Origin of the sequence: Streptomyces sp. NPDC047043 (genome assembly GCF_040644055.1) — a bacterium.
Lineage (GTDB): Bacteria > Actinomycetota > Actinomycetes > Streptomycetales > Streptomycetaceae > Streptomyces.
Genome location: NZ_JBEYVO010000011.1, coordinates 159,937 through 185,747, shown reverse-complemented (window position 1 = coordinate 185,747; position 25,811 = coordinate 159,937). Strand labels below are relative to the sequence as shown.

23 protein-coding genes and 1 pseudogene are annotated in these 25,811 nt (G+C 72.0%); 16 read left to right on the top strand and 8 right to left on the bottom strand.

What is annotated here, in order from left to right; genetic code table 11:
- Positions 1–5: 5 nt before the first annotated feature.
- On the bottom strand, positions 6–1,631 hold the full coding sequence (gene aceB / locus ABZ880_RS19250; protein WP_361263972.1) for a malate synthase A: 1,626 nt from the start codon (positions 1,629–1,631) through the stop codon (positions 6–8).
- 184 nt (positions 1,632–1,815) lie between these two features.
- A complete protein-coding gene (locus tag ABZ880_RS19245) occupies positions 1,816–2,430 on the bottom strand; it encodes a nucleotidyltransferase family protein (protein ID WP_361263970.1) in 615 nt (204 codons plus the stop codon).
- A 230-nt stretch (positions 2,431–2,660) separates the two neighbouring features.
- On the opposite strand from ABZ880_RS19245, the gene ABZ880_RS19240 reads away from it, so the two are divergent.
- Positions 2,661–2,948, top strand: coding sequence for a DUF5955 family protein (locus ABZ880_RS19240; RefSeq protein WP_361263967.1), 288 nt, complete (start codon positions 2,661–2,663; stop codon positions 2,946–2,948).
- An 18-nt stretch (positions 2,949–2,966) separates the two neighbouring features.
- Here ABZ880_RS19240 and ABZ880_RS19235 read toward each other — a convergent pair whose 3' ends face one another.
- Together ABZ880_RS19235 and ABZ880_RS19230 are read right to left on the bottom strand one after the other, a co-directional pair.
- On the bottom strand, positions 2,967–3,275 hold the full coding sequence (locus ABZ880_RS19235; RefSeq protein ID WP_361263964.1) for an antibiotic biosynthesis monooxygenase family protein: 309 nt from the start codon (positions 3,273–3,275) through the stop codon (positions 2,967–2,969).
- Between the two features lie 49 nt (positions 3,276–3,324).
- Positions 3,325–4,122 (bottom strand): IclR family transcriptional regulator, encoded by a 798-nt coding sequence (locus ABZ880_RS19230; protein WP_361263961.1) that lies wholly within the window; start codon positions 4,120–4,122, stop codon positions 3,325–3,327.
- A gap of 252 nt (positions 4,123–4,374) precedes the next feature.
- Between ABZ880_RS19230 and allB the strand changes: the two genes are divergently transcribed.
- Both allB and alc read left to right on the top strand, forming a co-directional pair.
- Positions 4,375–5,715 (top strand): allantoinase AllB, encoded by a 1,341-nt coding sequence (gene allB / locus ABZ880_RS19225; RefSeq protein WP_361263958.1) that lies wholly within the window; start codon positions 4,375–4,377, stop codon positions 5,713–5,715.
- 49 nt (positions 5,716–5,764) lie between these two features.
- Positions 5,765–6,880 (top strand): allantoicase, encoded by a 1,116-nt coding sequence (gene alc / locus ABZ880_RS19220; RefSeq protein ID WP_361263955.1) that lies wholly within the window; start codon positions 5,765–5,767, stop codon positions 6,878–6,880.
- 85 nt (positions 6,881–6,965) lie between these two features.
- On the opposite strand, the gene ABZ880_RS19215 is transcribed toward alc, so the two are convergent.
- Positions 6,966–7,712: an SDR family oxidoreductase gene (locus ABZ880_RS19215; RefSeq protein WP_361263953.1), complete on the bottom strand. Its 747-nt coding sequence runs from the start codon at positions 7,710–7,712 to the stop codon at positions 6,966–6,968.
- A gap of 110 nt (positions 7,713–7,822) precedes the next feature.
- Between ABZ880_RS19215 and ABZ880_RS19210 the strand changes: the two genes are divergently transcribed.
- Both ABZ880_RS19210 and ABZ880_RS19205 read left to right on the top strand, forming a co-directional pair.
- The gene (locus ABZ880_RS19210; RefSeq protein WP_361263951.1) at positions 7,823–8,641 is read left to right on the top strand and encodes an AIM24 family protein; all 819 of its coding nucleotides are present in this window, start codon (positions 7,823–7,825) and stop codon (positions 8,639–8,641) included.
- An 89-nt stretch (positions 8,642–8,730) separates the two neighbouring features.
- Entirely contained in the window at positions 8,731–9,357 is a 627-nt protein-coding gene (locus tag ABZ880_RS19205; RefSeq protein ID WP_361263948.1) for a dihydrofolate reductase family protein, read from the top strand.
- Positions 9,358–9,405: 48 nt separating this feature from the next.
- On the opposite strand, the gene ABZ880_RS19200 is transcribed toward ABZ880_RS19205, so the two are convergent.
- Positions 9,406–10,146 carry a class I SAM-dependent methyltransferase gene (locus ABZ880_RS19200; protein WP_361263945.1) on the bottom strand — a complete coding sequence of 247 codons (741 nt, stop codon included), beginning with the start codon at positions 10,144–10,146 and terminating at the stop codon, positions 9,406–9,408.
- Between the two features lie 199 nt (positions 10,147–10,345).
- Between ABZ880_RS19200 and ABZ880_RS19195 the strand changes: the two are divergent.
- A pseudogene (locus tag ABZ880_RS19195) lies at positions 10,346–10,915 on the top strand (EamA family transporter); the annotation flags it as partial.
- Between the two features lie 132 nt (positions 10,916–11,047).
- Positions 11,048–11,443 carry a ribonuclease domain-containing protein gene (locus ABZ880_RS19190; protein WP_361263942.1) on the top strand — a complete coding sequence of 132 codons (396 nt, stop codon included), beginning with the start codon at positions 11,048–11,050 and terminating at the stop codon, positions 11,441–11,443.
- Between the two features lie 58 nt (positions 11,444–11,501).
- On the opposite strand, the gene ABZ880_RS19185 is transcribed toward ABZ880_RS19190, so the two are convergent.
- Positions 11,502–11,702, bottom strand: a complete 201-nt coding sequence (locus ABZ880_RS19185) for a hypothetical protein (protein ID WP_361263939.1) — start codon at positions 11,700–11,702, stop codon at positions 11,502–11,504.
- A 169-nt stretch (positions 11,703–11,871) separates the two neighbouring features.
- Here ABZ880_RS19185 and ABZ880_RS19180 point away from each other — a divergent pair, with 169 nt between their 5' ends.
- The 4 genes from ABZ880_RS19180 to ABZ880_RS19165 all read left to right on the top strand — a co-directional run bounded on the left by ABZ880_RS19180 (position 11,872) and on the right by ABZ880_RS19165 (position 16,245).
- A complete protein-coding gene (locus ABZ880_RS19180; protein ID WP_361263937.1) occupies positions 11,872–13,140 on the top strand; it encodes a histidine kinase in 1,269 nt (422 codons plus the stop codon).
- Between the two features lie 53 nt (positions 13,141–13,193).
- Positions 13,194–14,267 (top strand): hypothetical protein, encoded by a 1,074-nt coding sequence (locus ABZ880_RS19175; RefSeq protein ID WP_361263935.1) that lies wholly within the window; start codon positions 13,194–13,196, stop codon positions 14,265–14,267.
- 42 nt (positions 14,268–14,309) lie between these two features.
- Positions 14,310–14,990, top strand: coding sequence for a response regulator transcription factor (locus ABZ880_RS19170; protein ID WP_361263933.1), 681 nt, complete (start codon positions 14,310–14,312; stop codon positions 14,988–14,990).
- Between the two features lie 70 nt (positions 14,991–15,060).
- Positions 15,061–16,245: a cytochrome P450 gene (locus tag ABZ880_RS19165; protein ID WP_361263930.1), complete on the top strand. Its 1,185-nt coding sequence runs from the start codon at positions 15,061–15,063 to the stop codon at positions 16,243–16,245.
- Between the two features lie 33 nt (positions 16,246–16,278).
- Here ABZ880_RS19165 and ABZ880_RS19160 read toward each other — a convergent pair whose 3' ends face one another.
- Positions 16,279–17,301 carry a Gfo/Idh/MocA family oxidoreductase gene (locus tag ABZ880_RS19160; RefSeq protein WP_361263927.1) on the bottom strand — a complete coding sequence of 341 codons (1,023 nt, stop codon included), beginning with the start codon at positions 17,299–17,301 and terminating at the stop codon, positions 16,279–16,281.
- A gap of 129 nt (positions 17,302–17,430) precedes the next feature.
- On the opposite strand from ABZ880_RS19160, the gene ABZ880_RS19155 reads away from it, so the two are divergent.
- From ABZ880_RS19155 to ABZ880_RS19135, 5 genes are all read left to right on the top strand, one after another.
- Positions 17,431–18,168, top strand: coding sequence for a GntR family transcriptional regulator (locus ABZ880_RS19155; protein ID WP_361264287.1), 738 nt, complete (start codon positions 17,431–17,433; stop codon positions 18,166–18,168).
- A gap of 213 nt (positions 18,169–18,381) precedes the next feature.
- Positions 18,382–19,530 (top strand): ROK family glucokinase, encoded by a 1,149-nt coding sequence (locus ABZ880_RS19150; protein WP_361263924.1) that lies wholly within the window; start codon positions 18,382–18,384, stop codon positions 19,528–19,530.
- Complete coding sequence (locus ABZ880_RS19145) at positions 19,527–20,108, top strand: sugar kinase (protein ID WP_361263922.1); 582 nt, start codon at positions 19,527–19,529, stop codon at positions 20,106–20,108. The genes ABZ880_RS19150 and ABZ880_RS19145 overlap by 4 nt, the downstream gene beginning before the upstream one ends.
- 100 nt (positions 20,109–20,208) lie before the next feature.
- On the top strand, positions 20,209–23,040 hold the full coding sequence (locus ABZ880_RS19140; RefSeq protein ID WP_361263919.1) for a DEAD/DEAH box helicase: 2,832 nt from the start codon (positions 20,209–20,211) through the stop codon (positions 23,038–23,040).
- 950 nt (positions 23,041–23,990) lie between these two features.
- Positions 23,991–25,730 (top strand): SWIM zinc finger family protein, encoded by a 1,740-nt coding sequence (locus tag ABZ880_RS19135; protein ID WP_361263916.1) that lies wholly within the window; start codon positions 23,991–23,993, stop codon positions 25,728–25,730.
- Positions 25,731–25,811: the final 81 nt, after the last annotated feature.

Here is a 25,811-nt window from a genome sequence, read left to right as displayed (position 1 = left end):
GGTGCTCAGCCCTTGAGCTGCTCGTACGCCGGCAGCGTCAGGAAGTCCGCGTAGTTGTCGTCGAGGGAGACCTGGAGCAGCAGGTCGTGGGCCTGCTGCCAGTGGCCGGCCGCGAAGGCCTCCTCGCCGATCTCCTGGCGGATGTCGGAGAGTTCCTCGGCGGCGACCTTGCGGGCCAGCTCCGGGGTGGCGAGTTCACCGTTCTCGAACTCGACGCCCGCGTTGATCCACTGCCAGATCTGCGAGCGGGAGATCTCCGCGGTGGCCGCGTCCTCCATGAGGTTGAAGATGGCGACCGCACCGAGGCCGCGCAGCCAGGCCTCGATGTAACGGATGCCGACCTGGACGGCGTTGACCAGGCCGTTGTACGTCGGCTTGGCGTCCAGGGAGTCGACGGCGATCAGGTCGGCGGCCTCGACGTGGACGTCCTCGCGCAGCCGGTCCTTCTGGTTGGGCTTGTCGCCGAGGACCTTGTCGAAGGACTCCATGGCGATCGGCACCAGGTCCGGGTGGGCCACCCAGGAGCCGTCGAAACCGTCGCCGGCCTCGCGGTCCTTGTCGGCGCGGACCTTCTCGAAGGCCACCTTGTTGACCTCGGCGTCCCGGCGCGAGGGGATGAACGCCGCCATGCCGCCGATCGCGTGCGCACCGCGCTTGTGGCAGGTGCGGACGAGGAGTTCGGTGTACGCCCGCATGAACGGGGCCGTCATCGTGACCGCGTTGCGGTCCGGCAGGACGAACTTGGCGCCGCCGTCACGGAAGTTCTTGACGATGGAGAACAGGTAGTCCCAGCGGCCGGCGTTCAACCCCGAGGCGTGGTAGCGGAGTTCGTAGAGGATCTCCTCCATCTCGTAGGCCGCCGTGATCGTCTCGATCAGGACGGTCGCGCGGATGGTGCCCTGCGGGATGCCGACGTACTCCTGCGCGAAGACGAACACCTCGTTCCACAGGCGCGCTTCGAGGTGCGACTCCGTCTTCGGCAGGTAGAAGTACGGGCCCTTGCCCAGGTCGAGCAGCCGTTGGGCGTTGTGGAAGAAGTAGAGGCCGAAGTCGACCAAGGCGCCGGGCACTTGGGAGCCGTCGGCGTCGACGAGGTGCCGCTCGTTGAGGTGCCATCCGCGCGGCCGCATGACGACGGTCGCGAGCTCCTCATCGGGGCGCAGGGCGTAGGACTTGCCCGACCTCTCGTCCGTGAAGTCGATGGTGCGGGTGTACGCGTCGGCCAGGTTGACCTGACCGAGGACCACGTTCTCCCAGGTCGGCGCGGAGGCGTCCTCGAAGTCCGCGAGCCAGATCTTCGCCCCCGAGTTGAGGGCGTTGATGGTCATCTTGCGGTCGGTGGGGCCGGTGATCTCGACGCGGCGGTCGTTGAGGGCCGCGGGGGAGGGGGCCACCTTCCAGGAGTCGTCCGCGCGGACCGCGGCGGTCTCCGGGAGGAAGTCGAGGGTGGAGGTGCGGGCGATCTCGGCGCGGCGCTCGGCGCGGCGGGCGAGGAGTTCGTCACGGCGCGGCGTGAACCGCCGGTGCAGCTCGGCCACGAAGGCCAGTGCCGCGTCGGTGAGGACCTCCTCCTGCCGGGGCAGGGGCTCGGCGTCGACGATGGCCAGCGGGGACGGCGCTGGTGCGGACATGAGCTGTCACTTCCTTCAGCGGTGGCACCGGGTGCCAGTCGAACCGGGTACGGCGAGGAACGCCCGGGGAGCGGTAGGGCGCTTCTGAACAGTGGATACTAGTTTCCTCATTGTGGAAGTTCAATAGTTTGTTGATGTCGAGATTCTCCGGGTCGAGGCAAGGTGGCGCAGAGTGCCACCCCGTTCACTCAAGGTGGACCAGGTCGGCCTCCGTGTCGATGTCGTACGGCTGCGCCACATCCCCGCACTCGACGAGCGTGATCGCCTGCGCATGCGCCTTGAGGTAGGCGCGGGCCCCGCGATCACCGGTCGCGCTCTCGGCGATACCGGCCCAGTGGGCGGCGCCGAAGAGGACGGGATGCCCGCGCACACCGTCGTAGGCGGCCGACACGAGCGACGTCTCGTCCCGGTAGGCCGCCAGCACGCGCCGGACCGCCTCCGGTCCGATCCCCGGCTGGTCGACGAGCGAGACGAGCGCGGCCCGGGCCCCCGTCCCGGCGAGCGAGTCCAGCCCGGCCCGCAGTGAGGTGCCCATGCCCTGCTCCCACTCCGGGTTCTCCACCAGCACGCACCCCTCCAGCTCCGCCCGCTCCCGTACGTCGGCTGCGCGCGCCCCCAGGACCACGTGGACGCGGGTGCAGCCGGCCGCGCGCAGCACGCCGACCGCGTACTCGACGAGCGGTCGGCCGCGGTGTTCGAGCAGGGCCTTGGGCCGACCGCCGAGCCGGCGTCCGCCGCCCGCGGCAAGCAGCAGCCCGGCGACACGGTCCGCGTCCTCGATGTGTTCGTTGTCCGACATGCGTCCTGCATACCTGACGCCCGGGCGAGCGCCCGGTTTCAACGGGCTGAATTTCGGTCCGCGGAGTGGCGCACCCGGCATCGGGTGGCGTTTACTGACCCGCGTCCCCCGGCGCCCGACCAACGCCACGGGGGTGCGTTGCGGGAGCACGAGCGGGATCATGGAGTGAGTGCGCACAACGATGTGCGAGGGGGAGAGCTGTGTTGCGGAGCTTGGGGCAGAGGCGGCCAGTGACCGGCAGCGACGAGGACCCGAGAGTGGCGGAACTGCGGACCGCGGTGTCCCGGCTGCGCCGCGAACTCGCCGCGCACCCGGCCGAGTTCCCCGACCGCGGCATCGCCGAGGACGAGCTCGCCGCCCTGGCCGCGATGACGATCGACGGCGCCCCCGAGATCCCGCGCCTGCGCCGCTCGCTGCTGCTGATCGCCGGGGCGATCGGCTCGGTGAGCGCACTGTCCCGCGGACTGTCGGAGGTGCGCAGCGCGGTGGACCTGTTCGGAGAGCCGCCGCGCCGCTGACTCGCCTCCGGTGTCGGTTCAGACCTCCACGACCAGCTCGTAGCCGCTGCTCTGCATGTCCTCGCAGAGGGCGTAGGCGGCGTCGAAGCGCTCTTTGAACTCGGGCGAGCCCTGCCAGGCCCGCATCGAGTCGAGGTCCTGCCAGGCGGCGAAGGACACGAACGAGTTCGGGTTCCGCACGTCCCGGATCAGCCGGGCCCCGAGGCATCCCGGGTGGGCCTGCCTGGTCCAGGTGAGGAACTCCCGCCAGCGCTCGATGAACTCGTCGGCGTTTCCGTCCTTGACCTGCCACTTTCCCGAGGACCAGTGCCTGTTCTCCTGCAGCACGATGGACACCTCACTCCGCTGCCGGACTGCCGGTCCCCCTCGTTCCAGGCTAGGCGGCGGGCCCCGAGCTCGCCAGCGCCTCCGACAGCTCCAACGCCACCTGCTGCAGTATCGGGACGATCTTCTCCGTCGCCGCCTCGGTGACGCGGCCCGCCGGGCCGGAGATCGAAATGGCCGCGGCGGTGGGGGAGTCGGGGACGGAGACCGCGAGGCAGCGGACGCCGATCTCCTGCTCGTTGTCGTCGACCGCGTAACCGGCGCGGCGCACGTCCTCGAGGGCGGTCAGGAAGCCGTCCGCCGTGGTGATCGTCTTCTCCGTCGCGGCCGGCATGCCGGTGCGGGAGAGGAGGGCACGCACCTCGTCGTCGGGGACGTTCGCGAGCAGTGCCTTGCCCACGCCCGTGGAGTGCGGCAGGACCCGCCGGCCGACCTCCGTGAACATGCGCATCGAGTGCTTGGACGGCACCTGGGCGACGTACACGATCTCGTCGCCGTCGAGCAGCGCCATGTTCGCCGTCTCGCCGGTCTCCTCGACCAGGCGGGCCAGGTACGGGCGCGCCCAGGTCCCGAGCAGCCGGGAGGCCGACTCGCCGAGGCGGATCAGCCGCGGGCCGAGCGCATACCGGCGGTTCGCCTGCTGACGGACGTAACCGCAGGCCACGAGCGTGCGCATCAGCCGGTGGATGGTGGGCAGCGGCAGTCCGCTGCTCGCGGAGAGCTCGCTCAGACCGACCTCGCCGCCCGCGTCCGCCATCCGCTCGAGCAGATCGAAGGCGCGCTCGAGGGACTGGACCCCACCGCCGGCGGACTTGGCGGAGTCGGTGGTGCTGGCGCTGGACGTCGGCACGGCGCGTTCCTTTCGGGACTGGCGGAAGGGCTGAAGCCTACCCGGCAGTCGGTTGACTCCCTGGTTGTGCGTAGCTACGTTCTGCTTGCCGGAATTCTAATTCCGCGTTGTGGAAACGTCCAGAGTGGGGGCGCAAGGAGCACCCTGGAGAAGTGTGCCCTTGACGGCGCGGAAGCGGGAGTGAAGACTCCTTCAACAGAAAGTTGAATTCCGTTACGTGGAAGTAAATCGCGGCGGCTGAGAGGGGTCCGGGTGTCCGACGTAGAACTGGTGCTGCGCTCGACGCGCGTCATCACGCCCGAGGGAACGCGTCCCGCCACGGTCGCGGTCGCGGGCGGAAAGATCACGGCCGTCCTCCCCTACGAGACCGACGCGCCGCCGGGCGCCCGCCTGGAGGACTTCGGCGACGACGTCCTGCTGCCCGGCCTGGTCGACACCCACGTGCACGTCAACGACCCGGGCCGCACCGAGTGGGAGGGCTTCTGGACCGCCACGCGCGCGGCGGCGGCCGGCGGCATCACCACCCTCGTCGACATGCCGCTCAACTCCCTCCCGCCGACCACGACGGTCGACCACCTCCGTACGAAGAAGGACGTCGCCGCCGACAAGGCCCACATCGACGTCGGCTTCTGGGGCGGCGCCCTGCCCGACAACGTCAAGGACCTGCGCCCGCTGCACGAGGCCGGCGTCTTCGGTTTCAAGGCCTTCCTGTCGCCGTCCGGCGTGGACGAGTTCCCGCATCTCGACCAGGACCAACTCGCCCAGTCCCTGGCCGAGATCGCCTCCTTCGGCGGCCTGCTGATCGTGCACGCCGAGGACCCGCACCACCTCGAGGCGGCCCCGCAGCACGGCGGCCCCAAGTACGCCGACTTCCTGGCCTCCCGCCCGCGGGACGCCGAGGACACGGCGATCGCCCAGTTGATCGCCCAGGCGAAGCGCCTCAACGCGCGCGTGCATGTACTGCACCTCTCCTCGTCCGACGCGCTGCCGCTGATCGCACAGGCCAAGGCGGAGGGTGTCCGGCTCACCGTCGAGACCTGCCCGCACTACCTCACCCTGACCGCCGAGGAAGTCCCGGACGGGGCGAGCGAGTTCAAGTGCTGCCCGCCCATCCGCGAGTCCGCCAACCAGGACCTGCTGTGGCAGGCGCTGGCCGACGGCACCGTCGACTGCATCGTCACCGACCACTCCCCGTCGACGGCCGACCTGAAGACGGGCGACTTCGCCACCGCCTGGGGCGGCATCTCCGGCCTGCAGCTGAGCCTGGCGGCGGTCTGGACCGAGGCGCGCAGGCGGGGCCACGGCCTGGAGGACGTCGTCCGCTGGATGTCGTCCCGGACAGCCCGACTCGTGGGCCTGGACGCACACAAGGGCGCCATCGAGGCCGGCCGCGACGCCGACTTCGCGGTCCTGGCACCCGACGAGACGTTCACCGTCGACCCGGCGGCCCTCCAGCACCGCAACCGCGTGACGGCGTACGCCGGCAAGACCCTGTACGGCGTCGTGAAGTCCACCTGGCTGCGCGGCGAACGCATCGTGGCGGACGGCGAGTTCACCGAGCCGAAGGGCCGACTCCTCACGCGCACCCCCTGATTCCCCGCACCCGCACGCGGCCGACTCCCGAAAGGCAGACCTGATCACCGTGACGGCGATACCGAGCTTCACCGGCGACGCGAACCCCTATGGAGGCGGTGACCCGTACGCCGACTACCGCACCGCCGACTTCCCCTTCACCCAGTACGCCAACCTCGCCGACCGGCAGCTCGGCGCCGGAGTCATCGCCGCCAACGACGAGTTCTTCGCCCAGCGCGAGAACCTCCTCGTGCCCGGGCCCGCCGAGTTCGACCCCGAGCACTTCGGGCACAAGGGCAAGATCATGGACGGCTGGGAGACGCGGCGCCGGCGCGGGGCCTCCGCCGAGCACCCGTGGCCGACGGCCGAGGACCACGACTGGGCGCTGGTCCGCCTCGGCGCGCCCGGCGTGATCCGCGGGATCGTCGTCGACACGGCCCACTTCCGCGGCAACTACCCGCAGGCGGTGTCGGTCGAGGGCACGTCCGTGCCCGGCTCCCCGTCCCCGGAGGAACTTCTCGGCGACGACGTGAAGTGGACGACGCTGGTCCCGCGCACCCCGGTCGGCGGCCACGCGGCGAATGGTTTCTCCATATCCGTCGAACAGCGCTTCACGCACCTGCGCGTCAACCAGCACCCCGACGGCGGCATCGCGCGCCTGCGTGTGTACGGCGAGGTCGTCCCGGACCCCAAGTGGCTCGAGGTCCTCGGCACCTTCGACGTGGTCGCCCTGGAGAACGGCGGCCAGGCCGAGGACGCCTCCAACCTCTTCTACTCCCCGGCCACCAACACCATCCAGCCGGGCCGCTCCCGCAAGATGGACGACGGCTGGGAGACCCGCCGCCGCCGCGACCAGGGCAACGACTGGATCCGCTACCGCCTCGCCGCCCAGTCCCAGATCCGCGCGCTCGAGATCGACACGGCATACCTCAAGGGCAACAGCGCGGGCTGGGCGTCGGTATCCGTGAAGGACGGCGAGAGCGGCGACTGGCACGAGATCCTCCCGCGCACCCGCCTCCAGCCCGACACCAACCACCGCTTCGTGCTCCCGACCCCGGCCGTCGGCACGCACGCGCGCGTGGACATCTTCCCCGACGGCGGCATCTCGCGACTGCGGCTGTACGGCTCGCTGACGGAGCAGGGGGCGTCGGAGCTGGCCGCCCGGCACCAGGAGCTGGGCGGCTGACGCACGCGCGCGTGGCGCGCACCGGCTGATACGCACGCGCGTGGAGCGCACCGGCCCGACAGCACCGGTGCGCTCCACGCGTCGCTCACGCCGCGTGCCCGCCATCCACCGCGAACTCCGCTCCCGTCACGTACTCCGCCCCCGCCAGATACGTGACCGTCGCCGCCACCTCGTCGGCCGTCCCGAACCGGCCCACCGCGGTCATCGCCGCCTGGTCGGCCGCAAACGGCCCGTCCGCCGGGTTCATGTCGGTGTGGATCGGACCGGGATGCACGATGTTCGCCGTGATCCCGCGCGCGCCCAGCTCCCTGGCGAGCGCCTTCGTCAGGCCGATCAGCGCCGACTTGCTCGTCGCGTAGAGCGTCCCGCCGGGCCCCGGCACCCGCTGCGTCATGCACGTGCCGATCGTGATGATCCGCCCGCCGGACGGCATCCGCGCGGCCGCCGCCTGCGAGGTCAGGAACACCCCGCGCACGTTCACCGCCAGCACGCGATCGACCTCGGCGAGGGACAGGGCGGACAGCGGGCCCAGCACGCCCACCCCCGCGTTGTTCACCAGCACGTCCAGCCCGCCCAGCGCCTCCGCGGCACGCTCGACCGCTCCCGCCGCCTCGTCCGCGTCCGCGGAGTCCGCCCGCAGGGCCACCGCCCGCCGCCCCAGCGCCTCGATCCGCCGTACGACGTCCTCGGCCGCCTCCTTGCCGTTCACGTACGTGAGCGCCACGTCCGCGCCCTCCCGGGCGAGCCGCAGTGCTGTCGCCGCGCCGATGCCGCGGCTGCCGCCGGTCACCAGGGCCGCCTTGCCGTGCAGAGATCCGTAAGTGGTTGTCATGGGTCCATCCCAGCGGCCCCGGAACCGCAGCGCTGGCGGCGAACGGACACCGAGATCGAGTCACCGGAAGTGGCCGGAACTCTTTGCTCCACCTCCTGCGTTCTCCCCACGTGACACTTCAGCAAGAGATCGTCGGCAACGCCATGCAGATGGCGGTCGTCAACCTGCACCCCGGCCAGACCGTGTACTGCGAGGCCGGAAAGTTCCTGTTCAAGACCACGAACGTGACCATGGAGACCCGCCTCTCCGGCCCGTCCGACAACAACGGCGGCGGCCAGCAGCAAGGCGGAGGCGGCGGCATGGGCGGCATGCTGCGCCAGGCCATGGGCACCGCCATGCAGGTCGGCCAGCGCATGCTCGCGGGCGAGTCGCTGGCGTTCCAGTACTTCACCTCCCAGGGCGGCGAGGGCACCGTCGGCTTCGCGGGCGTGCTGCCCGGCGAGATGCGCGCCCTGGAACTCGACGGCACACGCGCGTGGTTCGCAGAGAAGGACGCCTTCGTGGCCGCCGAGTCCACCGTCGACTTCGGCATCGCCTTCCAGGGCGGCCGCACCGGCACTAGCGGCGGCGAGGGCTTCGTCCTGGAGAAGTTCACCGGGCACGGCACGGTGATCATCGCGGGCGCCGGCAACTTCATCGACCTCAACCCGGCCGACTTCGGCGGCCGCATCGAGGTCGACACGGGCTGCGTCGTCGCCTTCGAGGAGGGCATCCAGTACGGCGTCCAGCGCATCGGCGGCCTCAACCGCCAGGGCATGATGAACGCCGTCTTCGGCGGCGAGGGCCTCTCCCTGGCCACCCTGGAGGGCAACGGCCGCGTCATCCTGCAATCCCTCACCATCGAAAGCCTCGCCAACGCCCTGAAGAAGGCCCAGGGCGGCGACAAGCAGGGCCCGACGGGCGGCCTGTTCTCGACGCACGCCGGATGAGGTGCCGTACGACCGACCGATGAGTTGCGGGTGCCGGTGGGGTCTGAGGTGATGACAGCAGATCCCACACCAGGAAGCAGGCACCCCTCATGGGCAAGCTCGTCTCCACGATCTTCGTCACCCTCGACGGCGTCTACCAGGCACCCGGCGGCCCCCAGGAGGACACCCGGGGCGGCTTCGAGCACGGCGGCTGGAGCTTCGTGTTCGGCGACGAGGACTTCGGCCGGTTCATCGAGGAGGTCTTCGAGCGCCCCGCCGCGTTCCTCCTCGGCCGCCGTACGTACGACATCTTCTCCGCGTACTGGCCGAAGGTGACCGACCCCTCCAACACCATCGCCGCCAAGCTGAACACCCTGCCGAAGTACGTCGCCTCGTCGACCCTCAGCGACCCCGAGTGGGCCAACACCAGCGTGCTCGGCGGCGACCTCGCCAAGGAGGTCACCGCCCTCAAGGAGCGCACCGACGGCGAGCTCCAGGTGCACGGCAGCGGCGCCCTGGTCCGGTCGCTGCTGGCACTCGACCTCGTCGACACCCTCCACCTGGTGACGTTCCCGGTGGTCCTCGGCACCGGCTTCCGCCTCTTCACCGAGGGCGCCGTACCGACCAAGTTCCGCCACACGGCCGGCCGCGTCACCGCCGCCGGCGTCTCCATCCAGACGTACGACCCGGCCGGACGCCCGGACTACGGCTCGTACGAGCTCCCGGAAAACGCCTAGGTGTGCTGTCCGGGGGAGGGACGCCTTCACGTCTCGGCGCGGCGGAACTTACGGTTTGTGGGTTACCCAGAGCAGTTCCGCCGGCCAGCGGTGTGCCCAGTCGGGTGGGTCGGTTTCGTTGTAGCCGTTGGCTGTTCCGAGTTCGGGCCGCGGCTCGATGAGGTCGTCGATGACGAGACCTGCGCCGCGCAGGACCTTGACCCAGTCGCCGTAGGTGAGCTGATAGCTGGTCGCGCCCTGGTCTTCGGCGATGGTGTCCAGCCCGAAGTAGTCCTTCTGCAGCGTCGTGGTCACGCGGCCGGCGGCTTCGTCGTAGCAGGCTTCGAACCATGGGCTGGCGACGTTGAACACCAGGCGTCCACCGCGGCGCAGGATGCGTGCGGCCTGTGGGACGGTCAGGTGCGGGGGCGCCCAGCTGAGCCCGCCGTAGTCACAGAACACCAGGTCGAAGCTGTCGGCGGCGAACGGGAGGTGTTCGGCGGCGCCTTGCACCAGCGGGTAGCGGGCCGCTCCCATCGCGCGAGCTGCCGCGGCGAGCTGGGCTTCGGACAGGTCGAGCCCGACCACGGTGGCGCCCTCGGCGGCGAGCGCCCTGGACCACTGGCCGGCGCCGCAGCCGAGTTCGAGGACGCGCTTGCCGGTGACGTCGCCCAGGGCGTGCAGGTGCGCGTCGGGGATGGAGTACATGCCCCACAGCCGGGGTGTGGCGCCGATTTGCGGGTCGTGCTTGTGCTGGTAGGCGCTGCTGATCCGGTTCCAGAGCCGCCGGTTGGCGGGGATGCTGTCCACGGGCCGACTCCAGCACTGCCTGCCGGGGGCGGTCAACACGATCAGGGTACTGGCCGGCCCTCGCCTCGGTCCGGCCCTGGCTCGGCCCATGATCCGCCGGACGAGCCCTGGCCGACGACTACCTGAGCCGGTCCGGTGATCGCCCCACGCGGCAGCCACCGAAGTCTCCGCATCCGACGGAGACCGGACGAGCCGCCCCCTGTCGTCGATCGCGACACCGCGCGCTCGAGCCCCGCCGCACCTGGCCGACCGACCTTGCCCGTCCTGCTCGTGGCGGTCGCGTGGGGCGCGAGCTAGCTCGCCGTCAAGGACATCACCACCGCACGCACGGCGCTCGCGGTCCTGGTGCTGCGCTTCGTCGTCGCCCTGCCCCGTGCTGACGGCCGTCGGCGGCGCTCGCTGCGCACCCTCACCCCCGCCTCGTGGCGCGGCGCCGGCCTGCTCGGGCTGATCCTCGTCGGGATCTTCCTCCTGGAGACGTACGGCGTCGTCCACACCTCGGCGACCAACGCCGGTCTCATCATCAGCCTCACCATGGTCTTCACGCCGCTCGCCGGGGCCGCCGTCACCCGCACTGCCGGCCGCCCTCGCCCGCACGGTGCACGTCCTCGCCATGTCCCGCATCAAGGCCGTGCAGGGCGCCGACGCGCTGCCTCTGACCACCGTCCAACTCGGCGCCGCCGTCTCCGTGTTCGCCGTACGGTCGAGCGGCGCCGACACCACACCGTGGGCGACGGCGGCCCGGTTCGGTGCGCGCGAGTGGGCGGGGCACTGGTGCTTGTGGGGACCGCGTGGGGGCGCAGGGCCGCAAGTTAACTCGCGGAAAACTCATCGGACTTGACGGGAAAATCTCCGGACTTGACATTGACATGCCACTGTCTACGCGCGTCATCATGAGGGCATGAGATTCCCCCCACGCGCTACCCGATTCGGCGCCGCAGCCGCTCTCCTGTCCGCCCTCGTAGTGGGCGGCACGGTCTCCGCGACGACTGCGGACGCCGCTGCCACCTCCGTCGGCAGCATCTGCTACGGCGACCTGCCCTCGCAGGCGTACGACACGCTCGACCTGATCGCCCAGGGCGGTCCGTACCCGTACTCGCAGGACGGCACCGTCTTCTCGAACCGTGAAGGCGTCCTGCCCAGCCAGCCGTCCGGCTACTACCACGAGTACACGGTCAAGACTCCTGGTTCGTCTACGCGCGGAGCTCGCCGCATCGTGACCGGCGAGGAGACCCAGGAGGACTACTACACCTCCGACCACTACGCCACGTTCGACCTGATCGACTTCGGCTGCTGAGCGACTTCCCCCGCTCGGCCCGAGGAACGGTGCGACCAGCCGGAAGTCCGGTCCGCGCTCATCCGGACTTCCGGCTCTCCGCGGCGGCGAACAGCGCGAACGCCAGCACCACCAGGGCGACGCTCGCGTAGACCCCGTAGCCGTCGAGGAAGCCGAGCCGTTGCACGAGGCCCACATGCCAGTCGGTGAACTCGTGCAGCAGGCCCAGCACGCCCTGCACCAGGGCGAGAAATCCCAGTAGTTCCAGCAACTGCTTCATGCCATGACCCTCGCCCCGCGGACCCCCCACGCACATCGGCCGCGGGGCGAGCAGCGCCCACCGGAAGTCCACCGTCGCACGGGCCGGGCACGCCGAAAGTCTGCGGTGGTGCGACTTTGGTCGGGGATCGCCGCCGTAGCGGGGTGGCGGCCGGTCTCACTGCGTAGATTTGTCGACCGTGAGCGATGACAAGCCGACGCCGGACGCGGTGGGGATCGTAGGGCGCCGCAGATGGCTGTTCCCGTCCTCCGTGCTCTACGAGATCGACCCCGACGCGCGGCGGTCCGGGCGGTCCGGTAGGCCCCGGCGCACCGCGCGCGACTGGATCGTCGACTTCACCTGCTTCATCCTCGCCGTGGCGATCGGCCTGGCGGCCGCGGACACCCTGAACGACGATCCGAACACCCCGCACGCCCTCGCCGTCCTCGACCAGCTGCTCGGTGCGCTGGCCTGCGGAGCGGTCTGTCTGCGCCGCCGCTGGCCGCTCGGGCTCGCGGTCGCGATGCTCCCCGTCGGGTTCCTGTCGAACACGGCGGGCGGCGCCGGCATGATCGCGATCTTCACCCTCGCCGTGCACCGGCCGTTCCGGTACGTCGCCTGGATCGGCGGCATCTCCCTCGCGGCGATTCCGCTGTTCTTCTGGGTGCGCCCCGACCCCGACCTGCCGTACGCGGGAGCGGTCGCCTTCACCGAGTTGCTCAGCCTCACCGTCATCGGCTGGGGCATGTTCGTCCGCTCCAAGCGCCAGCTCATGCTGAGCCTGCGCGACCGTGCCCGGCGGGCGGAGACGGAGGCGCAACTGCGCGCCGAGCAGGCGCAGCGGCTCGCACGTGAGGCCATCGCCCGGGAGATGCACGACGTCCTCGCCCATCGGCTGACGCTGCTGAGCGTGCACGCGGGCGCTCTGGAGTTCCGGCCCGACGCCCCCCGGGAGGAGATCGCGCGGGCGGCCGGTGTGATCCGCGAGAGCGCGCACGAGGCGCTGCAGGATCTGCGGGAGATCATCGGGGTGCTGCGCGCGGGCGAGCCCGACGAGGCGGGCCGCCCGCAGCCGACGCTCGCCGCCCTGGACGCGCTGGTCGCCGAGTCCCGCGAGGCCGGCATGAAGGTCACGCTCGTCAGCCGCGTCACCGACCCGGCCGCCGTCCCCGCCTCGGTCGGCCGCACCGCGTACCGCATCGCCCAGGAGGCCCTGACCAACGCCCGCAAGCACGCCCCCGGCACGGAGGTCACGGTCTCCGTCACGGGCGCCCCGGGCGACGGCCTCGTCGTCGACGTACGCAATCCCGCCCCCGAGGGCGAGGTGCCGTCCGTCCCCGGCTCCGGGCAGGGCCTGATCGGCCTGACGGAGCGCGCCACGCTGGCCGGCGGCCGACTGGAACACGGTGCCGAGGAGGACGGAGGGTTCCGGGTCCGGGCCTGGCTGCCCTGGGCATGACACCCATGCGATGATCTTCGGCGTTTCGCAGCAGCGCCGGAGGGGACAGCAGGGTGAGTTTCGGGGGACCCAATCCGTACCAGCAGCCGTGGCCGCCGAACGGCGGCCCGTACCCGCCGCCCTCGCCTCCCGGCGCGGGGTCCTACGTCCCGCCGCAGCCGTACGGCCATCCCCAGCCGGGTCCGCAGACATACGGCTACCCCCAGCCCGTACCGGCGCCGCCGCCCTGGGGAGTCGTGCCCGCACCGCAGCAGACCTCCTTCTGGGACGAGCTGCGCGGCCTGCGCGGGGCCGAATGGCCGCCCCTGAGCGTGCTGTTGAGGGGCGGGCGCCCGCGCATCCACGGCTGCACCTGGGCGTTGCTGATCTTCCCGTGTGCCTGGATCCTCACGGTGCCCCTGCTCGGCGGCTATGCGCTCGTGCGCTCGGCGAGGCACAGGGCGCACGGTCTCTTCCCGGCGCGCGGCCACCGGGGCATCGAGGACCCGGAGGTGAAGCGCGTGCAGCGGATCCGGGCCTGGACCGCCTTCGTCATCTCCCTCCTCATCCTGGTCGTGTACGGCGGGTTCGAGGGCGTGAGCCAGGCCGAGGGCCAGTATCTGACCCGGCTCGCCCTCACTCCGCCGATGCTGCTGGTGAGCGCGCCCCTGGTGGTCGGGCTGCTGTTCCGGTGGGCGTCGCCGCAGACGAAGGCGCGGATGCGCCCGCGGCTGCACGCCGCCGGGCGGGCGGCTCTCTGGTACGTCGGCGCGGTGACGGCCGTGCCGCTGTTCGTGATCCTCCTCGGGCTGGCCGAACCGGCCGTGGGGAAGCAGGCAGCGCCCTGGGCCGCGCTCGCGATGTTCGTGCCGATGATCTGGCTGGTGGTCTTCGTGCTGTTCGCCTCAGCCCCCGCCGTCCGCAGCGGCTTCAACACCGCGCCGATCCACGCGGCCCTGCCCGCCCTGCTCACCGGCGTCCTGGTGTGGGAGTTCGCGGTCGTCGGCGTCGCGACGGGCGGGCTGCCGCCCGGGCCGCCGCTGGTCCGGATCTGTGCGCTGCTCGGCGGGCCCGCCTCCGTAACTGCCGTGGCCTGGTGGGAGATCCACCGGCTGCGCACGCTCCACGGGGTGTCCCTGCGTGGCTGAAGGATCACCTCCCGCGGGCACAAGCGTGATTACGTAAGGCCCATGACTGCGATCAGACTGCTCCTCGTCGACGACGACCCCCTGGTGCGGGCCGGGCTGTCCCTGATGATGGGCGGTGCCGACGACATCGAGATCGTCGGCGAGGCCGCCGACGGCAGCGAGGTCGAGGCGCTCGTCGACCGCACCCGTCCGGACGTCGTCCTCATGGACATCCGGATGCCGTCGGTGGACGGGCTCACGGCCACGGAGCGGCTGCGCGGCCGCAAGGACGCCCCGCAGGTCGTCGTCCTGACCACCTTCCACGCCGACGAACAGGTGCTGCGCGCGCTGCGCGCGGGCGCCGCCGGTTTCGTCCTCAAGGACACCGCGCCCGCCGAGATCGTCGAGGCGGTGCGGCGGGTCGCCGTGGGCGACCCCGTGCTGTCGCCCACCGTCACCCGGCAGTTGATGGAGCATGCCGTGGGCACCGGCGCCGACACGCGCCGCACGCGCGCACGTGCGCGCATCGCCGCCCTCAACGACCGCGAACGTGAGGTCGCCGTCGCGGTCGGCCGCGGCCTCGCCAACGCGGAGATCGCCGCCGACCTGTTCATGAGCGTCGCCACCGTCAAGACCCACGTCTCCCGCATCCTGGCCAAGCTCGACCTCAACAACCGTGTGCAGATCGCGTTGTTGGCGTACGACGCGGGACTTCTGGACGGATCGGAGCCGGACGGGCACTAGCGGTGCTCGCCGTGCGTTCTCCGTGCACCGGGAGAGAACCCGGCGGGGGACGGGGGAGGGCAGGCAGAGCATGACGGAACTGATCGACCTGGGGGACTTCGGCGACGGGTTCCGCACGGACCCGCATCCCGTCTACGCGCGGCTGCGCGAGCGCGGGCCGGTGCACCGGGTGCGGCTGCCCGGGGTCGACGCGCACCACGAGACCTGGCTCGTCGTCGGGTACGAGGAGGCGCGCGCCGCGCTCGCCGACCCGCGCCTGGCCAAGGACGGCAGCAAGATCGGCATGCTGTTCCTCGACGAGGAGCTGATCGGCAAGTACCTGCTGGGCACCGACCCGCCCCAGCACACCCGTCTGCGCGCCCTGGTCTCACGGGCCTTCACCATGCGCCGCGTCGAGGAACTGCGGCCCAGGATCCAGGAGATCACCGACGAGCTCCTCGACGCGATGCTGTCGCGCGGCCGGGCCGACCTCGTGGACTCGTTCGCCTACCCGCTGCCGATCACCGTGATCTGCGAGCTGCTCGGCGTCCCCGAGATGGACCGCGCCGAGTTCCGCAAGATGTCGACGGAGGCGGTCGCGCCGACCGACGCGGACAGCGAGCACGCCGCCTTCGTACGGCTCGCCGAGTACCTCACCGAACTCATCGAGGACAAGCGGTGCGCGGGCCCGAGCGGCGACCTGCTCAGCGACCTGATCCGCACCACCGCCGAGGACGGCGACCGGCTCTCCCCGGGCGAACTGCGTGGCATGGCCTTCGTGTTGCTCATCGCCGGCCACGAGACGACGGTCAACCTGATCAGCAGCACGGTCCACTCCCTGCTCACCCACCCGGACCAACTCGCCCCCCTGCGCGCCGACTTGAGCCTCGTGGACGGGGCGGTGGAGGAGACGCTGCGCTACGAAGGCCCGGTGGAGAACGCCACGTTCAGGTTCGCCGCGGAAACCCTGGAGATCGCCGGAACCAAGATCGTGCGAGGCGACGCGGTGATGGTCGGCCTCACCGCCGCCGACCGCGACGCGCTGCGCTACCCCGCCCCGGACCGCTACGACATCCGCCGCGACACCCGCGGCCACCTCGCCTTCGGCCACGGCATCCACTACTGCCTGGGCGCCCCGTTGGCCCGCCTCGAAGCACGTACGGCGATACGAACGCTGCTGGAGCGCGCCCCGGGCCTCGCCCTGGACGGCCCGCCCGGGGAATGGCTGCCGGGGATGCTGATGCGGGGGGTGCGGAAGCTGCCGGTGCGGTGGTAGCGAAGGACCCTTGGCCGGGGCTCCGAGGAGGGCTCACCTGAACGCCGACTCGACCCTCCCCGGGATCTCGACCAGGGCCACCGGTCTGCGCTCCCGCCGGGAGATCTCGCCCGCCTCGGCGATCCGCAGCGCCTGCAGGGCCTCGCGGCCGTCGCACGGGTTCGCCCGCTGGCCGAGCACGACCTCGACGAAGGCGGCCAGCTCGGCCTCGTAGGCGGGCCCGAAGCGCTCCAGGAAGCCGGTCCAGGGCTTGTCCGCGGCCGGCGGCCCGGTCGGCTCGGTGGAGGCGATCGGCGTACGGTCGTCCAGCCCGACGACGATCTGGTCGAGCTCCCCGGCCAGCTCCATGCGCACGTCGTACCCGGCGCCGTTCAGCCGGGTGGCCGTGGCCGTCGCGAGCGTGCCGTCGTCCAGCGTCAGCAGCGCCGCGGCCGTGTCGACGTCGCCCGCCTCCCGGAACATCGGGGGCCCGGCGTCCGACCCGGCCGCGAACACGTCGACGATCTCGTGCCCCGTCACCCAGCGCAGGACGTCGAAGTCGTGGATCAGCGTGTCCCGGTAGAGCCCGCCGGACAGCCGCAGCCACGCGGGCAAGGGCGGAGCCTGGTCGCTCGTCAGCGCCCGTACGGTGTGCAGCCGCCCGAGCCGGCCGGAGCGCACGGCCTCCCGGGCGCCCGTGTAACCGGTGTCGAAGCGCCGCTGGAACCCCATCTGCAGAATCGTCCCGGCGGCTTCGACCTCCGCGATGGCGTTGAGCGTGCCCGGCAGGTCGAGGGCGATGGGCTTCTCGCAGAACACCGGCAGCCCCGAACGTGCTGCCCGACCGATCAGTTCGGCATGGGCGGCCGTCGCGGTCGTGATCACGACGGCGTCGACGCCCCACTTGAAGATCTCGTCCACGCCCGGCGCCGCCGTCTCCCCGAGGCGGTGCGCGAGCTCCTGGGCGCGCGTCGGATCCGCGTCCGTGAGGATCAGCGACCCCACGTCACGGTTGCGGCTGAGCGTGTTCGCATGAATGGTGCCGATTCGCCCCGTACCGATGACCCCGATGCGCATGAAAACAAAGTGAGGGTTCAGTGCGCACGCTGTCAATCTTTATGTCCGGACAATCGAACTACACAACTTCCCGTCAACAACATGTGGAGCTACGCTCGGCGCGTGCCGAAACCAGAAGTGGATCCGACCGTGTCGCTCGAGCTCAGCGTGGACCGCAGCTCCCCCGTGCCGCTGTACTTCCAGCTGTCGCAGCAGCTCGAGGCGGCCATCGAGCACGGTGCGCTTACCCCCGGCAGCCTGCTGGGCAACGAGATCGAGCTCGCCGGACGGCTCGGCCTGTCCCGGCCCACCGTCCGCCAGGCCATCCAGTCGCTCGTCGACAAGGGTCTGCTGGTGCGCCGCCGGGGCGTCGGCACGCAGGTCGTGCACAGCCAGGTCAAGCGCCCGCTGGAACTCAGCAGCCTCTACGACGACCTGGAGGCGGCCGGGCAGCGCCCCGCGACCAAGGTGCTGGTCAACACGCTCGTCCCGGCGACCGCCGAGGTGGCGGCCGCCCTCAATGTGGCCGAGGACAGCGATGTGCACCAGGTGGAGCGCCTGCGGCTGGCCCACGGCGAGCCGATGGCGTACCTCTGCAACTTCATCCCACCGGGACTGCTCGACCTGGACACGGCCCAGCTGGAGACGACCGGCCTGTACCGCATGATGCGCGCCGTCGGGATCACCCTGCACAGCGCCCGCCAGACGATCGGCGCCCGCGGAGCCACCGCGGTCGAGGCCGAACGCCTCGCCGAGTCCGAGGGCGCCCCGCTGCTCACCATGCAGCGAGTGACTTTCGACGACACGGGCCGAGCGGTCGAGTACGGCAGCCACACCTACCGCCCGACCCGCTACTCCTTCGAGTTCCAGCTGCTCGTGCGGTCATGAGCGCCGCGTTCTTACGCTCCTGACCGCTTTGAGCGCTCTTGGTCGAGTTAGTCGCAATGACAGGACAATCCGGCCGACGTGAGCTGCACCATGCTTCAGGGGCGCGGGGAACTGCGCGACCAGCCACATCGAACCGTTGGACGGCACACATCGCGCACCCCCTTTGCTCCCCCGCTCGGCACTCAGCGTGAGCGTGCGGCAGAATCGGGCCTGATGAGCACCTACGGCAACTTCACGGCCCCCATAGGCTCCCGCCGCGCCCCCGCACTGCGAACCGTCGGCACCCGGGAGCGCCGGTCACACCTGACCGCTCCCCGTGTCCCCACCGTCGGGATCGACATCGGCGGCACCAAGGTGATGGCGGGCGTCGTCGACGCCGACGGCAACATCCTGGAGAAGGTCCGCACGGAGACGCCGGACAAGTCCAAGAGCCCCAAGGTCGTCGAGGACACCATCGTCGAACTGGTGCTGGACCTGTCCGACCGCCACGACGTGCACGCGGTCGGCATCGGCGCGGCCGGCTGGGTCGATGCCGAACGCAACCGCGTCCTGTTCGCACCCCACCTCTCCTGGCGCAACGAGCCGCTGCGCGACCGCCTCGCCGGCCGCCTGGCCGTGCCGGTCCTGGTCGACAACGACGCCAACTCCGCCGCCTGGGCCGAGTGGCGCTTCGGCGCGGGCCGCGGCGAGGACCACCTGGTCATGATCACGCTCGGCACCGGTATCGGCGGCGCGATCCTGGAGGACGGCCAGGTCAAGCGCGGCAAGTACGGCGTCGCGGGCGAGTTCGGCCATATGCAGGTGGTCCCCGGAGGGCACCGCTGCCCGTGCGGCAACCGCGGCTGCTGGGAGCAGTACAGCTCCGGCAACGCGCTGGTCCGCGAGGCCAAGGAGCTGGCCGCCGCGGACTCCCCGGTGGCGTACGGGATCATCGAGCACGTCAAGGGCAACATCGCCGACATCACCGGCCCGATGATCACCGAGCTGGCCCGCGAGGGCGACGCGATGTGCATCGAGCTGCTGCAGGACATCGGCCAGTGGCTCGGCGTCGGCATCGCCAATCTCGCGGCCGCCCTGGACCCGTCCTGCTTCGTGATCGGCGGCGGCGTCAGCGCGGCCGACGACCTGCTGATCGCCCCCGCGCGCGACGCCTTCAAGCGCCAGCTCACCGGCCGCGGCTACCGTCCCGAGGCGCGTATCGTCCGTGCCCAGCTCGGTCCCGAGGCCGGCATGGTGGGCGCCGCCGACCTGGCCCGGCTGGTCGCCCGCCGCTTCCGCCGCGCCAACCGCCGCCGGGTGGAGCGGTACGAGCGCTATGCGCGCTACACGGAGGCCCGCCGCTCGACCCGGGACACCGCATGACGGCCTCGCTGCCGCGCCAGGCCGCGCCCCCGGACGAGCCGTCCCCGCCGGCCGAGGACCGCCGCCACAAGATCCGCCGCAGGGCCCTGACGCTGCTCATCATCGTGCTGCTCATCGGCGTCCCGGCCGGCTATCTGGTGATCTCCGCGAACCAGAGCCGCGACAGCGGCAAGGACAAGGAGGCGAAGTACGCGGCGACCGGCCTGGTCAAGGCCTGGCCGTCGAAGGTCCAGCGCCGCCTCTACCAGGTGCCCATGCCGCACCCGTCCGGCAAGGTCGCCTACTACGAGACGAACAACTGGAAGACCAGCCGTCTCTACGTCCAGTTCCAGACCCCGGTCCGGAACCTCGACGTCTTCCTCCACGACATGGGCGTCACCCGCGCCGACCTCAAGCGGGACGCCATCACGATCAGCGCGCGCGACCAGAAGATCACCGGCTGGAAGTTCACGCGGTCCGGCCCCTGGTACGGCCTCGTGCACAAGCAGAAGAACCCGAAGCCGACGCAGGACGTGGTCGTGAACCTGTCCGACCCGCACAACCCGTTCTTCTACGTCGTCTCCCGCGCCGTTCCGTGACGCGGCGGGCCCCGGAGCGGTCGCCGGGGCCGATTGTCAGACCCCGCCCGTAGAGTCGAAGACGTCTGATCCGACACACGGGCGGGAGGTGACAGGTCGTATGGGCGACGCGGCTGCGGTGGCCGAGCGCGAGCAGAGTGCGGGGGAGTCCGTCCCCGTCCGGCTCGCCGCCGTCTTCCTGCCCGCACCGCTGCCGCGGGACGGCCGGATCGCCTTCTGGGATCCCCAGGGCGGGCCCCTGCCCTCCGAGGGCACCGAGCTCACCGTCGTACGACCTCATGGCGCGGGAGTACGGCGCAGGACCGCCCCCGCGCTGTCCCTCCCGGTCGGCGAGGCCCTGCCCCTCCTCGTCCGTGCCCGGCGCGACCCGGCCGCGCACCCGGCCACCGCCTGCTGGGGCGCGGCCGCCCTGCACGCGTTGCGGCTCGCCGCGCGGGGGCGCCTGCTGCCGGGCCTGACGGCCACCGGCCACGACGCCTGGCGGGCCGGCCCGCTCGACCCGGACGACATCGCGCACCTGAGGGCGGTCGCCGCCGCCCTGCCGTACGAGGGCCATGCGGTCCCGCTGCCCGGACCGGGCCCGCTCCGGCTGCCCGAGCCGGAGGCGCTGATGCGCTCCTTCCTGGACGCGGTCGCGGACACCCTGCCCCGCACCCCTGCCGCACCGCACGCGTCCGGGAAGCCCTTCGCCGACCGCCGCCCGCAGCGCCTGCCCGACGCCCATGACTGGGCCGCGGAGGTCGCCGCCGGCATGGACGCCGGCGTGCGCATCTCGCTCCGGCTGGACCTGTCGGCGTACGAACTGTTCGACGGGGAGGAGGGCGTGCGCACCGCGGGTGCCGTGATCGTCCAGGTGCACAGCCTCGCCGACCCCACGGTGATCGCCGACGCGGCGGCCCTGTGGGCGGGCGAGGCGGACGCGGCTTTCGGCCCACGCGCACGCGTGGACGCGGCTCTCGCCGTGCGGCGCGCGGCCCGGATCTGGCCGCCGCTGGACCGCCTCGCCGAGCAGGACGTGCCCGACGTCCTGGCGCTGTACGACGACGAGCTGGGTGACCTGCTCGGCGTGGCGGCGACGCGGCTCGCGGCGGCCGGGGTCGCCGTGCACTGGCCGCGGGACCTGGCCCAGGACCTGAGCGCGGCCGCGGTGGTGCGGCCCGCACCGGGCTCGGCGACCGACGGCTCCGGGTTCTTCGAGAGCGAGGAACTCCTCCAGTTCCGCTGGCAGTTGGCGCTCGGCGGCGACCCGCTCAGCGAGGCCGAGATGGACGCGCTGGCCGAGGCCCACCGTCCGGTGGTGCGCCTGCGGGACCGCTGGGTCCTGGTCGACCCCGCCCTCGTGCGCAAGGCACGCAAGCGCGAACTGGGCCTGCTCGACCCGGTCGACGCGCTCTCCGTCGCGCTCAGCGGCAGCGCGGAGGTCGACGGCGAGACGGTCGAGGCGGTACCGGTCGGCGCCCTCGCCGCCCTGCGCGACCGCCTGACGGTGGGCGTCCGCCCCGCAGAACCTCCACCAGGACTGCGGGCCACCCTCCGCGACTACCAACTCCGAGGCCTGTCCTGGCTGGACCTCATGACCTCCCTCGGCCTGGGCGGCTGCCTGGCAGACGACATGGGACTCGGCAAGACGATCACGGTCATCGCGCTGCACCTGAAGCGCGCCCGCACCGAACCGACCCTGGTGGTCTGCCCGGCCTCCCTGCTGGGCAACTGGCAGCGGGAGATCACCAGGTTCGCGCCCGGCGTCCCCGTCCGCCGCTTCCACGGCCCGGACCGCACCCTGGAGGACCTGGCGGGCGGCTTCGTCCTGACGACGTACCGCACGATGCGGACGACGGCACCGCGGCTGGCCGAGCAGCACTGGGGCATGGTCGTCGCGGACGAGGCCCAGCACGTGAAGAACCCGTACTCGGCGACTGCGAAGGCCCTGCGCACGATCCCGTCCCCCGCGCGCGTGGCCCTCACGGGCACCCCGGTCGAGAACAACCTGTCGGAGCTGTGGGCCCTCCTGGACTGGACGACACCTGGACTCCTGGGCCCCCTGAAGTCCTTCCGCGCCCGGCACGCGCGCGCGGTGGAGAACGGCGAGGACGAGGAAGCGGTGCAGCGACTGGCCCGCCTGGTCCGCCCGTTCCTCCTGCGCCGCAAGAAGTCCGACCCCGGCATCGTCCCCGAGCTGCCGCCCAAGACGGAGACGGACCATCCGGTGCCGCTGACCCGTGAACAGGCGGCGCTGTACGAGGCGGTGGTGCGGGAGTCGATGCTGGTCATCGAGACATCGGACGGCATCGCGCGCAGGGGCCTGGTGCTGAAGCTGCTGGGCGCGCTGAAGCAGATCTGCAACCACCCGGCGCTGTACCTGAAGGAGGAAGCAGCGGCAGGATCCGACGGCCGCCTGCTGGCCCGCTCCGGCAAACTCGCCCTCCTCGACGAGCTGGTGGACACACTGCTGGCGGAGGACGGCTCGGCACTCGTCTTCACGCAGTACGTCGGGATGGCCCGCCTGATCACCGCGCACCTGGCCGCCCGCGCGGTCCCCGTGGACCTGCTGCACGGCGGCACGCCGGTCCCGGAGCGCGAACGCATGGTGGACCGCTTCCAGAGCGGCGCAACACCGGTCCTGGTGCTGTCACTGAAGGCAGCGGGCACCGGCCTGAACCTCACCCGCGCGGGCCACGTCATCCACTTCGACCGCTGGTGGAACCCGGCCGTCGAGGAACAGGCCACCGACCGCGCCTACCGCATCGGCCAGACCCAGCCGGTCCAGGTCCACCGCCTCATCACCGAGGGCACGGTCGAGGACCGCATCGCCGAAATGCTGGAGTCCAAGCGGGCGTTGGCCGACGCGATCCTCGGCACGGGCGAGTCGGCCCTCACGGAACTGACGGACCGCGAGCTGTCCGACCTGGTGAGCCTGCGGAGGCCGTCATGACGCCGGGACCGGCCGACGAGGCGCGGCGGGCCTTGCGGGAGGCTCGGGAGAGGCGTGAGCGGGGAGGGCGGCGCGAGCGGGGAGAGCAGGGGGTCGGGGAGCCGGTGGTCGGCGGATCGGTGCCGCGAAGGGCTGCGGGGCAGGGGGCGCCGGCGGAGGGGAATGCGGGGCAGGAATCGGCGTCGGAGAGGGCTGCGGGGGAGGGGTCGGTCAGCGGCGGACGCGTAGGCGAAGTGGCGTCGTCGGGTCGTTCTACGGGGTCGGAGTTGACGTCCGAGAGGTTGGGGGAGCAGGAGTCGGTCGCGGGTGGCCCTCCAGCGGAGACGGCACGGTCGAGGGAATCCGCGGGCGAGGCGTCAGCGCCTGGTGAACTCGCGGGGCGAGAGCGGGTGCGGGCGTCGGGCGCGGTGCACGAGGCAGCGACAGGTTCGGCCTGCGGGCAGGAGGAGGGCTCGGAGAAGTCCCTTGCGCGGGGCCGGGGTTCCGAGGGGGCCGATGATGCGAAGGCGCGGCCCGGTGATGCTGCCCGTGCGGCGTTGCGTCGGGCCGTTTCTGCCAGGCGTGACGGGGGCGAGGGCGTCGGTGGCCCGCACTCCGAGGCCGAGCGCTCCGGGGCTGCCGAGCCCACCGAGCCCACGGGGGCCGCCGCGGACGACGTTTCCGACAACGACCTGGTGAACGACGGCTCCGACAGTGGCATGTCGGCCGGGGGCGGGTCGGGAAGTGCCTCCGGTGCGGCAGGCGGAGCGGACGGGCAAGGTGAGGTGGCGCCGGTTGCCCGACCGTCGGAGGCGAGCGCTGCGGGGGCTCCGGAAGCGGAGGTCGGGAGCGCGGAGTCCGGGAGCGCGGAATCCGGAACAGCGGAAGCCGCCGGAACTGCGGGACCCCGTCCCGCTGATGTCGCCCGTGAGGCGTTGCGTGCTGCTCGCGCGGAGTCGCGGCAGGCGCGGATGGATGCCGAGCGTGCGGCAGTCGAGGCCGGGCGCCGGCCGCGCCGCCCCACGCCGCCGAACGACCGGACCCGTGGCGGTGCGCCCCGCCAGGCCGCCGGCGTACGGGCCCGTGAACTGCGGGAGTTGCTCGCCGACAGCTTCCGTATGCCCGACTCGGCGTCCGGGCCGGAGGAAGGGACCGACGACAACGGAACCACGCGGGATCGGAGTTCGGGGTCCCGTACGTCTACGCAGGGCGAAGGCGCGAAGTCAGCTGGGCGCAGCCAGTCCCGTGGCGAGGTCGACGACTCCTCCACCGAAGCGCACGGCGCCGACACCCCCCGTACCGACGCACATCAGGCCTACACACACCGGACCGACACCGCACTCCCCACCCTCCCCCCAGCCCCCGACGACACGGCCATCCCTTCCACCCCGGCAGCCACCCTCCGCCCGCACTCCATGGCTGCTCCCTCCCGCGACAGCGAGTTGCGCCGCACCTTCCCCGCCTTCCCGCCGCACGCCTCCGCCGCCCCTGCAGCCGACGCAGACCCGGACACAGCGACCCCCTTCGCCGAGACCTGGTGGGGAAACGCCTGGGTCACGGCGTTGGAGGAGGGCGCGCTGGACGCCAAGCGGCTTGCGCGCGGGAGGATTTACGCCGAGCAGGGCAACGTGGACGCCATCACGGTGACACCGGGGCTCGTACTCGCGTATGTGCAGGGCAGCCGCCCGCGCCCGTACCGCGTACAGGTACGGCTGCGGACGCTGGAGGACGAGGACTGGGCGCGGTTCCTCGACGCCGCCGCCGAGCGGCCGGGGCACATCGCTGCGCTGCTGGACAAGGAGTTGCCGCACTCGCTGGTCGACTGCGGAGTGCCGTTGCTGCCGGGCCCGCGGGACCTCGACCCGCACTGCAGCTGTCCCGACCGCGGCCACCCCTGCAAACACGCAGCCGCCCTCTGCTACCAGACGGCACGCCTGCTCGACGCCGACCCCTTCGTCCTGCTCCTCCTGCGCGGCCGCGGTGAACGCGAGCTGCTGGACGGCCTCTCCCGCCTGAACGCCGCCCGAGCGGCCCGCGCCGCCCAGGAGAAGGAACCGGCCCCGCTCACCGGTGTCCGTGCCACCGAGGTCGTCCTCGGAGACCGTCAACTCCCGCCGCTCCCGACGCCGTTGCCGGTGCCCCCGCACCCCGAGCAGCCCCCGGTCTACCCGGCCGCCCCGGGCGGCCCCGACCCCTTCGCGCTGGACCAGCTGGCGACCGACGCCGCCGCGCGCGCCCACGCCCTGCTGGCCACCGGCCGCGATCCGGTGGCGGAGCTGACGCTGTGGCAGGACGCGGTCCGCCTCGCCGCCGCCCGCCCCGGATCCGGCCTCACCGCCGGCACCCGCGCGCTGTACGCCGCACTCGCCTCCGCCGCCGACCGCACCCCGGCGGAGCTGGCGCGCGCGGTCGCCGCCTGGCGGCAGGGCGGCCTCGAGGGGCTGGCCGTCCTCGAGGAACCCTGGGACCCGCCGGCCGGCCGCTTCGACCGAGCCCGCCCCCTCCTCCTCGCCGCCGACCTCCCGGCCTTCCGCCCCTGGCGCAACCACCTCACCCACCCCCGCGCCCACGTCCAACTCCGCCTGGGCCGCGACGGCTTGTGGTACGCCTACGAATCAGAACCGGGCCACGACGACTGGTGGCCCCGCGGCACCCCCGACCTGGACCCGGTGGGCGCCCTCACGGGCCTGGGCACACCGAACGACCTCTGATCCCGGGCCGTTGGTGCCTTCAATCCCCGACCTCATCCCGGTGGGCGCGCCGACTGGTCTGAACGGCCGCTGAGCCCTGGA

Excerpts from the sequence above, each read along its gene's own strand:
- aceB (WP_361263972.1), bottom strand. The coding sequence starts at position 1,631 with ATGTCCGCACCAGCGCCGTCCCCGCTGGCCATCGTCGACGCCGAGCCC.
- ABZ880_RS19245 (WP_361263970.1), bottom strand. The coding sequence starts at position 2,430 with ATGTCGGACAACGAACACATCGAGGACGCGGACCGTGTCGCCGGGCTG.
- ABZ880_RS19215 (WP_361263953.1), bottom strand. The coding sequence starts at position 7,712 with ATGACAACCACTTACGGATCTCTGCACGGCAAGGCGGCCCTGGTGACC.
- ABZ880_RS19205 (WP_361263948.1), top strand. The coding sequence starts at position 8,731 with ATGGGCAAGCTCGTCTCCACGATCTTCGTCACCCTCGACGGCGTCTAC.
- ABZ880_RS19190 (WP_361263942.1), top strand. The coding sequence starts at position 11,048 with ATGAGATTCCCCCCACGCGCTACCCGATTCGGCGCCGCAGCCGCTCTC.
- ABZ880_RS19185 (WP_361263939.1), bottom strand. The coding sequence starts at position 11,702 with ATGAAGCAGTTGCTGGAACTACTGGGATTTCTCGCCCTGGTGCAGGGC.
- ABZ880_RS19170 (WP_361263933.1), top strand. The coding sequence starts at position 14,310 with ATGACTGCGATCAGACTGCTCCTCGTCGACGACGACCCCCTGGTGCGG.
- ABZ880_RS19165 (WP_361263930.1), top strand. The coding sequence starts at position 15,061 with ATGACGGAACTGATCGACCTGGGGGACTTCGGCGACGGGTTCCGCACG.
- ABZ880_RS19160 (WP_361263927.1), bottom strand. The coding sequence starts at position 17,301 with ATGCGCATCGGGGTCATCGGTACGGGGCGAATCGGCACCATTCATGCG.
- ABZ880_RS19150 (WP_361263924.1), top strand. The coding sequence starts at position 18,382 with ATGAGCACCTACGGCAACTTCACGGCCCCCATAGGCTCCCGCCGCGCC.
- ABZ880_RS19145 (WP_361263922.1), top strand. The coding sequence starts at position 19,527 with ATGACGGCCTCGCTGCCGCGCCAGGCCGCGCCCCCGGACGAGCCGTCC.
- ABZ880_RS19140 (WP_361263919.1), top strand. The coding sequence starts at position 20,209 with ATGGGCGACGCGGCTGCGGTGGCCGAGCGCGAGCAGAGTGCGGGGGAG.
- ABZ880_RS19135 (WP_361263916.1), top strand. The coding sequence starts at position 23,991 with ATGGATGCCGAGCGTGCGGCAGTCGAGGCCGGGCGCCGGCCGCGCCGC.